Annotated in this window: 8 protein-coding genes (1 of these 8 cut by a window edge); all 8 read right to left on the bottom strand. The window is 40.8% G+C overall.

Annotated elements, in window-relative coordinates; genetic code table 11:
- Nucleotides 1-610, bottom strand: partial view of an HD-GYP domain-containing protein gene (locus tag AAEM60_RS00040; protein ID WP_341357219.1) — the 5' portion only. It extends 473 nt beyond the left edge of the window; the window shows 610 of its 1,083 coding nt (coding positions 1-610); it begins with the start codon at nt 608-610; the stop codon falls past the left edge of the window.
- A gap of 134 nt (nt 611-744) precedes the next feature.
- A complete protein-coding gene (gene gyrA, locus AAEM60_RS00035; protein ID WP_299745612.1) occupies nt 745-3,288 on the bottom strand; it encodes a DNA gyrase subunit A in 2,544 nt (847 codons plus the stop codon).
- A 108-nt stretch (nt 3,289-3,396) separates the two neighbouring features.
- On the bottom strand, nt 3,397-5,322 hold the full coding sequence (gyrB, locus tag AAEM60_RS00030) for a DNA topoisomerase (ATP-hydrolyzing) subunit B (RefSeq protein WP_341358033.1): 1,926 nt from the start codon (nt 5,320-5,322) through the stop codon (nt 3,397-3,399).
- A gap of 48 nt (nt 5,323-5,370) precedes the next feature.
- On the bottom strand, nt 5,371-5,625 hold the full coding sequence (locus AAEM60_RS00025; protein ID WP_113969423.1) for an extracellular matrix/biofilm biosynthesis regulator RemA family protein: 255 nt from the start codon (nt 5,623-5,625) through the stop codon (nt 5,371-5,373).
- Between the two features lie 9 nt (nt 5,626-5,634).
- Entirely contained in the window at nt 5,635-6,753 is a 1,119-nt protein-coding gene (gene recF / locus AAEM60_RS00020; protein WP_044340281.1) for a DNA replication/repair protein RecF, read from the bottom strand.
- Between the two features lie 17 nt (nt 6,754-6,770).
- Entirely contained in the window at nt 6,771-6,989 is a 219-nt protein-coding gene (gene yaaA, locus AAEM60_RS00015; protein ID WP_044340280.1) for a S4 domain-containing protein YaaA, read from the bottom strand.
- Nucleotides 6,990-7,210: 221 nt separating this feature from the next.
- Nucleotides 7,211-8,347, bottom strand: coding sequence for a DNA polymerase III subunit beta (dnaN, locus tag AAEM60_RS00010; protein WP_044340279.1), 1,137 nt, complete (start codon nt 8,345-8,347; stop codon nt 7,211-7,213).
- 206 nt (nt 8,348-8,553) lie between these two features.
- Nucleotides 8,554-9,900 (bottom strand): chromosomal replication initiator protein DnaA, encoded by a 1,347-nt coding sequence (gene dnaA / locus AAEM60_RS00005; protein WP_299745599.1) that lies wholly within the window; start codon nt 9,898-9,900, stop codon nt 8,554-8,556.
- Between the last annotated feature and the right edge of the window lie 100 nt (nt 9,901-10,000).

The raw sequence follows: 10,000 nt of genomic DNA, 5'->3' as shown, positions 1-10,000 counted from the left end.
TCACTTCTTTAAATTCACCCTCTGTTAAAGGCTGTTCCTTTGTTAATATGTGTGGACTGACTTTGGCCATTCCACAGTCTGCCAGAATACCTGCTAAAGCCAGCTGGTTCACCTGACCTGAATTTAAGCCTAACTTCTTACCCAGGAGCGCGCTTATGATACTCACCGATATGGCATGATGATAGAGATAATCTTTTTTGGTTGAATATTGATGGAGAGAATACACATATGTATGGTTACGTTCAGCCTTTTGAATAACCGGGAGTATTAATTCTCTCACTCTTGCAACATTTACAGCTGTGCCTGATTGCCAGTTCATGAATTCTTTCTTAAATTCCCTGATGGTCATCATATAGAGATCGAAGAAACCGAGTGGCTCATTGATTTCTTCCACCACTATCTCTTTATCAGTAGAGACTGGTGTTCTAAATGGATGTCCATCCGATTTTGTTTTCTCAATTATGAGTTCAGTAATATGAAACGCTTGAAGGATTTTCAAATGTTCTTCTTCAAGTACTGTATTCTTTGGAATAATAGGGGTCGCTGCCATTCCCATAACATCTTCTGCTACGATGCATCCTAATTGTATCTCTCCACGATGTACCTTCAACTATGAACACCTCACTTCTAACCTTTTTCTTCTAGTTTATTTTACCAAATTTAACAGGTTATAGTTATTATTCACAAAAAAATAAGCCGTTTCCAGTATGAGAGCCTCATTACTGGAAACAGCTTACCCTTCATTTATTCTTCTGTATCATCACTTATGTCTTCAACATCTTCAGAAGATGTTTGGTCTTCGCTGTCCGGTTGTTTAATTCCCTCAGCAGTTTCAACTGGTACTTCCGTTTCTTCTTCATCTTCTTTTTCAACTTTGGCAACTGTTGAAACAAATTCGCTTTCTTGAAGACGGATCAGCTTGACTCCTTGAGTGTTACGACCTGTAGTGGAAATATCATTCACGTCCATACGGATAAGGACACCATGTGCTGTGATGATCATTAAGTCTTCTTCACCTGTAACAGCTTTAACAGAGACCAGCTCTCCGTTACGTTCCGTCACGTTGCATGTTTTTAATCCTTTACCTCCACGTGTTTGAACTCTATATTCACTGGCAGGAGTACGTTTACCGTAACCATTTACGGTTACAACTAACACATCACTCTTCTCTTCCAGGATTTCCATTCCAACAACAATGTCATCGTCACTTAGGTTAATCCCTTTTACCCCGGTAGCTGTTCTTCCCATTGAACGAACATCCGTTTCAGGGAAACGAATGAGCATACCTTTTTTCGTTCCGATGATCATATCTTTTTCACCATCAGTCAGTTTGACGGAAATGAGCTCATCATTTTCTCGAAGATTAATGGCGATCAGACCGTTCGTACGGATATTGGCGAAATCTGATACCGGCGTACGTTTTGAGATACCCTGCTTGGTTGTAAAGAATAAGTACCAGTCGTCCACGAATTCTTCCACTCGAATCATGGCGTTGATCCACTCATCTTTTTCTACCCCAAGGAGGTTGATGATCGGAAGTCCTTTAGCAGTACGGCTGAATTCAGGAATTTCATATCCTTTCGCGCGGTATGCTTTTCCTTTGTTTGTAAAGAATAGAATCGTATCATGGGTTGATGTTGTCAGTAAGTGTTCAACGAAGTCTTCATCATTGGTACCCATTCCCTGGATCCCTCTTCCTCCTCGCTTTTGACTGCGGTAGGTTGAGACAGGCAGGCGCTTGATGTATCCGTTATGAGTAAGGGATACGACAATGTTTTCTCTTGGAATTAAGTCTTCATCTTCGATATTCTCAATTCCACCCGCTACGATTTCTGATCTTCTTTCATCATTGAAGCGTTCTTTGATCTCAATAAGCTCTTCACGGATGATTTCAAGAACTTTTTCATCATCTGCCAGGATCGCTTTCAATTCTGCAATCTGCTTCACTAGTTCTTGATACTCGTCTTCAATTTTTTCCCGTTCTAATCCGGTTAAACGTTGAAGTCGCATATCCAGGATCGCTTGAGCCTGCTTGTCAGAAAGGGAGAAATTCTCCATCAATCCTTGTTTCGCAAGTTCTGTTGTTTGAGATCCGCGAATAAGGGCGATAATTTCATCAATATGATCTAAGGCGATTCGTAAGCCTTCTAAGATATGGGCCCTTGCTTCAGCTTTGCGCAATTCGAATTCCGTTCTACGACGAATGACCACGCGTTGATGCTGTAAGTAATGATATAGACACTCTTTTAAATTCAATACCTTAGGCTGCCCATCAACAAGTGCCAGAAGGTTAATACCGAAGCTTGTTTGAAGAGCCGTTTGCTTATATAGATTATTAAGCAAGACATTCGCATTCGCATCTTTTCTTACTTCAATTACGATACGCATACCATTACGGTCCGATTCATCACGTAAATCTGTGATGCCATCAATTTTCTTATCACGAACAAGATCGGCAATCTTCTCGATCAGTCTCGCTTTATTTACTTGATAAGGAATTTGATGAACGATAATCGTTTCTTTCCCGTTGCTTTTTTGTTCAATTTCCACACGGGCACGCATGGTGATGGAACCTTTACCTGTTTCATAGGCGCGACGGATCCCGCTTCTTCCTACAATTAATCCAGCAGTTGGGAAGTCAGGTCCGTAGATGAATTCCATCAGCTCTTGAATCGTAATGTCGGGATCTTTACTTAATGCAAGGATTCCATCGATGACCTCTCCAAGATTATGAGGTGGAATATTCGTTGCCATCCCTACAGCGATACCTGAAGAACCGTTCACTAACAGGTTAGGGAAACGGGCAGGTAATACTTCCGGCTCTCTCTCGGTACCATCATAGTTATCTTTATAATCAATTGTATCTTTATTAATATCACGAATGAGTTCCATAGAGATCTTGGACATACGTGCTTCTGTGTAACGCATGGCCGCAGCTGCGTCTCCATCAACAGAACCAAAGTTACCATGACCGTCTACAAGCATGTAGCGATAGTTGAAATCCTGTGCCATACGCACCATCGTGTCATAAACAGCAGAGTCACCATGGGGGTGATACTTACCGATTACTTCACCGACGATACGGGCTGATTTCTTGTATGCTTTATCTGCCGTCATTCCCAAGTCATTCATCGCATACAAAATACGACGATGTACAGGTTTCAGACCGTCACGGGCATCCGGTAGTGCACGGGAAACGATAACACTCATCGCATAATCCAGGAAAGACGAGCGCATTTCACTACTTATATTAATCTCTTTAACATTCGATCTCGGTGTTTCTGCCATAGTAAAAGGGACCTCCTTTTAAAGAAAGATTTATACCTTTCTCATTCTTTACCTTGTCCGCTATGTAAAAGACAGGATAGCACGCATGTCTATCCTGTTTATTTTATTTTAGATATCCAAATTCTTAACGTAAGCTGCGTTTTCTTCGATGAAGTTACGTCTCGGCTCAACTTTGTCACCCATCAGGATATCAAAGGTTTCGTCAGCCTCAATCGCATCTTGAAGACTTACTTGCAGCAGGGTTCTTGATTCCGGATCCATCGTCGTTTCCCAAAGCTGCTCAGGATTCATTTCTCCAAGACCCTTGTAACGCTGGATTCCAGGTTTAGGTGTCGGGGAGATTTCTGCAAGGATGCGATCCAGTTCTTTATCATTGTAGGCATACTCGATTTTCTTCCCTTGTTGAATTTTGTACAAAGGAGGTTGAGCGATGTAGATGTAGCCTGCTTCAATGATATTTCTCATGTAGCGATAGAAGAACGTTAATAATAGTGTACGAATATGTGCGCCATCAACGTCGGCATCGGTCATGATCACGATTTTATGGTATCTCGCTTTTGCCAGATTGAAGTCTTCGCCAATCCCTGTGCCTAGAGCGGTTATAATCGCACGGACCTCGTTATTTGAGAGGATCTTATCCAAACGTGCCTTTTCTACGTTGATGATTTTACCCCGCAAAGGAAGAATGGCTTGGAAATGACGATCACGGCCTTGTTTAGCAGATCCACCGGCTGAGTCACCCTCAACCACGTAGATCTCACTGATGCTTGGGTCTTTGGAAGAACAGTCTGCTAATTTACCAGGTAAGCTGGAAATCTCCAGGGCACTCTTACGACGGGTAAGCTCCCTTGCTTTTTTCGCAGCCAGTCGGGCACGTGCAGCCATCAGTCCTTTTTCTACCACTTTTCGTGCGACAACCGGGTTTTCAAGTAAGAACGTTTCCAGATGCTCTGAGAAGAGGGAATCTGTAATCGTTCTTGCTTCTGAGTTCCCGAGCTTGGTTTTTGTCTGACCTTCGAATTGAGGGTCAGGATGTTTGATCGAGATAATGGCTGTTAATCCTTCACGAACATCTTCCCCTGAAAGATTCGCATCGCTCTCTTTAAACACATTATTTTTTCGGGCATAGTCGTTTATGACCCTCGTTAAAGCCGTTTTAAATCCGGACTCATGGGTTCCACCTTCATGTGTATGGATATTATTGGCGAAGGAATAAAGATTACTTGCGAAACCATCGTTATATTGAAGAGCGATTTCAATCGTAATCTCGTCTTTCTCGCCTTCAATGTAGATTGGTTCTTCATGGATGACTTCTTTAGAACGATTAAGATGTTCAACGTAGGACTTAATTCCACCTTCGTAATGGTAGTCTCTCCGTTTCCCTTCTCCTCGCTTATCTTCAATGCTGATTTGGATCCCTCTGTTTAAGAAAGCCAGTTCGCGAATACGGTTTGCAAGTGTGTCATACTCGTATTCCGTCGTTTCAGTAAAGATTTCAGGATCTGGAGTGAAGTGAATGATAGTCCCCGTTTTATCCGTTTCTCCGATCACCTTAAGATCAAAGCTTGGAACACCTTTTTCGAATTTTTGATAATAGATGTTTCCATCACGATGAACATGGACCTCAAGTTCTGTGGAAAGAGCATTTACAACTGATGCCCCAACCCCGTGAAGACCTCCGGATACTTTATATCCGCCGCCGCCGAACTTACCACCGGCGTGAAGGACCGTCATGATTACCTCAACGGCAGGACGTCCCATTTTTTCGTGAATACCGACAGGGATACCACGTCCATTATCGGTAACAGTAATACTGTTATCCTCTTCGATAATGACTTCGATTTCATTACAGTAACCGGCTAACGCTTCATCGATACTGTTATCAACAATTTCCCACACCAAGTGATGCAAGCCTCTTCCGCTTGTTGATCCAATATACATACCAGGTCTTTTTCTAACGGCCTCTAATCCTTCTAAAACCTGAATCTGATTTTCATCATAGGACTGACCTTGTTGCGCTTGTTTTTGTTCCATAGCCATACTGATTCACCTACACTTTCTAACCTTCAGGGCTTTATATTTCTATAATAAATTCTCATAGTTTGAGTATTTCTTTGATCGTTTCTTTAACGTACTTGATGCCAGTGGTGAAAGATACAACTGATTAGACGTAATAACAAGAGATTTATATGAACCCTTTGCAAGATTACAAAGGTTTTTATCTTTCGTTTTTAAGAAGTGTTGAATTTCCTCTGAAAATTGAACGGTGTCTCGATCAATAATTGCGATGATTTCATCTGTACGTACCATGACATCTTCTCCAACATGTATGTACAAGGTAACACCTCATTTCAGTCTTTTCATTGATCCGGCTTCCACTTCAAAAGTAGTCGCTTCGTTTAAGGTTTGATGGTCAATTCCATCCACGTTCGTGGTCGTGACAAAGGTTTGAACTTTCCCTTGGATGGTATTTAGTAAATGTGACTGTCGATAATCATCTAATTCAGACAAGACATCATCAAGAAGTAAGATGGGATATTCTTTAATTTCAGAATGAATCAGCTCGATTTCTGCAAGCTTCACAGAGAGGGCTGTTGTCCGTTGCTGCCCCTGCGATCCAAATGTTTGAACATCCCGTCCATTCACAATAAATTGAAGATCGTCCCGATGTGGCCCGACCAGGGTCACACCGCGATCAATTTCCCGTTCGCGGATACCATCAAATTTCTGCTCATATATATCTACCATTTTTGACCATTCTTGATTATCTGATACATCTAAAGACGGTTTATATACGATTTCTAAGGTTTCTAAGTTCCTGGATATCCCAGAATGGATCGGTTTTGCCCAACTTTCTAACAGCTGAACGAACTCAAAGCGCTTTTTCGTAATTTTCACAGCCATCTCTATGAACTGTTCCGTCAAGACATCCAGCATGGTCTGGTCTTTTTGTTTTCTCGTTTGCAATTGTTTCAGATAATGGTTCCGTTGCTGTAATATTTTTTGATAAAGGCTGATATCATGTAAATAAACAGGAGAAACCTGACCGATTTCCATATCAATAAAACGACGCCTTACTTGAGGGCTCCCTTTTACTAAATGGAGATCTTCAGGCGCGAACATGACAACATTCATATTGCCGACATATTGACTTAGTTTAGATTGTTCAAGGTGATTACTTTTCGCTTTTTTTCCCTTTTTTGACAGGACAAGCTCCAATGGTAACGCGCCATTATATTTCTGAATCCTACCTTTTATTTTAGCATATTCCTCGTCCCAACGGATTAAATCTTTATCATTTGAAGTCCGGTGGGATTTAGCCATAGCCAGTACATAGATAGACTCCATAATATTGGTCTTCCCTTGAGCATTCTCTCCAAGAATTACGTTCACCTTATTTTCGAAACTCACGTCGATTGATTCGTAATTTCGATAGTTTCTTAATTCTAATTGTTCAATGTACATGGAAATAACACCCTTTATTATTCTCCAGCAACCACAAATACTCCTACTTCCGGAATTTCAATTGTGTCACCAATTGTGAGTTTTCTGCCTCTTCTTTGGTCTTGTTCGCCATTTATGTATACTTCATATTCACTTAAGAACCACTTCGCCATCCCGCCGGACTGAATTACTTCAGCAAGCTTCAGGAATTGTCCCAATGTGATGATTTCTGTTTCAATGGTGATCTCTTTCGCCACTAAAATCACTACTTTCCGTATAAAGTCTCTAATATCTTATTTTACTCTAAATGGAGTTAAGTCACAACTAACGAAAAATCAGCAAGGACTCGCAGAGCAATTTGTCCTTGTTATCATTGGATTTTTCATTGAATAGACGAGAGGAATTCCTTCAATTACCAGATGAAGTGTAGAAAAAGAGCCAATACCTCATGTGAAAGGCATCGGCTCTTGTCTATTCATTAGTACGTTCTAACTGGAAGAATCAACTGAAGGATCGAATCATCATGAAGTGGTTTCAGTACGAACGGTCTCATGGCTCCAGTGAAGTTTACATAAATTTCGGTTCCTTCAATGGCCTTTAACGCATCCATCATATATTTAGCACTAAAGGAGATCTTCAGTTCTTCTCCTTCAATGGACTGGCTTTGCACCTGTTCGATTACTTTCCCGATCTCCGGTGTGTTAGACGAAATCTCAATCATGCCGCCATCCAGAGTTGAAAGTTTCACTACGTTGTTTCTTCCTTCTCTGGCAAGTAATGACGCACGGTCTATCGCTTGTAAAAATTCTTTCGTATTCAGCGTTAGTTCTGTTTTTGTATCTGAAGGAATCAATCGACTTGTGTCAGGGTAATTCCCTTCTAATAATCTTGAGAAGAATAATAAGTGCTTCGCTTTGAATAGCACTTGGTTTTCAGTGATCACGATTTCCACAGGCTCTTCAGTATCATCAAGGATTTTATTCAGCTCGTTTAAGCTTTTCCCTGGAATCACAATATTGTATGAAGCATCATGATTTGTTTCAATTGGCGCTTTTCTCATCGCAAGTCTGTGACTATCTGTTGCAATACAGCTTAGTTCCCCGTTTTCAATCTGACAGTTTACACCTGTCAAGATGGGGCGTGTTTCTGAGGTGGACACTGCAAATACGGTCTGTCTGATCATCGTTTTTAGAAGATCGGTTGAAACTTTAATTCCGTTTCCTTCTTCAATCTGAGGAAGATGTGGGTACTCTTCCGGATCTAAACCGTTTAAATTAAATTCCGCCTGCCCCGAACGAATAACCGTTTGGAAATGATTTTGAACTTCAATTTCCACTGTATCTTTAGGTAATTTCTTAACGATTTCACTAAAGAACTTAGCTTGAAGAACAATTCCTCCAGTTTCCATGATCTCTACAATTTCTGAACCTTCTTCCTCATTCGGAATAAAAGATTCAATTGAAATATCTGAATCACTACCTGTTAATGTTACGCCATCTTCAGTAGCAATAATTTTTATTCCTGTAAGAATGGGAATGGTTGTTCTTGACGTTACTGCTTTCATGACATCTTGGACGCTTTGAACAAGATAGTCCCTTTGAATAACAAATTTCATGATTTATTCCTCCAATTTGCACATAATTTTATGGACTGAATCATATACTAATAATTTATTTAAAAAATAGTAATAGAAGTAGTAGGGCCTGTTGATATGTGGATAAGTGTGTGGATTCAACGTAAACACAGCCTATCCACATGTGGACAGACTGTGTGCTAGTTTGTCTTAGTTATTCACATTATCCAGTTTTTTTGTGTGTAAGATTAACTCTTCAAAGACTCACGAATTTCTTTCAGTTGCTGCTGAAGAAGAGCATCTGCTCCGAGTAATGTACTGATCTTCTCATGAGCATGAATGACAGTCGTGTGATCCCGACCGCCGAACTCTTCCCCGATCTTTGGAAGTGAAGAATCCGTCATTTCCCTGGATAGATACATAGCGATCTGTCGGGGAAACGCAATGGACTTTGTTCGTTTCTTGGCCTTAAAGTCTTCCAGCTTCACATTGAAGTGCTCTCCAACGACACGTTGAATTTCCTGGATGGTGATAACCCGCGGTTTTGAGCTCGGAATGATATCTTTCAAAGCTTCAGCTGCCAGATCAGCGTTAATATCTTTATTTATAAGAGAAGAGTACGCAACAACCCGGATTAAAGCGCCCTCTAACTCACGAATGTTTGAATCGATTTGATTAGCTATATAAAGCATGGCTTCATTTGGAATGTCCAATCCTTCAGCCTTTGCTTTTTTTCGTAAAATCGCAATTCTCGTCTCGAGATCTGGCGGTGTTATGTCTGTAATAAGACCCCATTCGAATCGAGAGCGAAGTCTGTCTTCGAGTGTCGGAATTTCTTTCGGTGGCCGATCACTGGAAATGACAATCTGCTTGCTTTCTTCATGTAAGGTATTAAAAGTATGGAAAAATTCCTCTTGTGTTTGTTCTTTTCCTGCTAAAAATTGAATGTCATCTATTAATAAAACATCAACGCTGCGGTACTTATTGCGGAAATCGACTGCTTTATTGTCTCGAATGGAGTTAATGAATTCGTTCGTGAATTTCTCAGAGGATAGATAAACCACTTTAGCAGCAGGATTATGCTCCAGTACATAATGTCCGATCGCATGCATTAAGTGAGTTTTACCCAGTCCCACTCCACCATAAATAAACAAGGGATTATAGGCTTTTGCAGGTGCTTCAGCCACAGCTAAAGAAGCAGCATGGGCGAAACGGTTGCCCGAACCGATGACAAAGGTGTCGAATGTATATTTAGCGTTCAGCATATTTTGATTGATATCCTGCTGATCATCGTCTTTCATCGATTTCTTTGGCGGTAATTGAATATCAAACTCTTCCGGCTCCTGGTTTTGAGGAATGATGAATTTCACGACCAATTCTTCGCCCGTTATATCATACAAAACCCCGGAGATTAATTGAGAGTAGCGTCCTTCTAACCAATCCCGCGCAAATTCATTTGGAGCTGTAATGACAAGAGTGTCCCCTTGTATGGAATGTGCCTTAGTCGACTTTAACCAAGTGTCAAAGCTCGGTTTGCTTATCTTTTTTTCGATGCTTTCTAAGGCTTTGCTCCAAAGATCCCCGATATTCTCCAATCCTGATCCCTCCTTTTCTCAGTTTGTATAACTTCTGTACAACAATTATGTGCTATAACATCCGTTAACTCTCGATATCTAATAAAAATACAATGCGATG

The sequence above is a fragment of the Rossellomorea sp. y25 genome, assembly GCF_038049935.1.
GTDB lineage: Bacteria > Bacillota > Bacilli > Bacillales > Bacillaceae_B > Rossellomorea.
The sequence above is the reverse complement of the archived record's forward strand: the minus strand, read 5'-3'. Positions and strand labels throughout refer to the sequence as shown.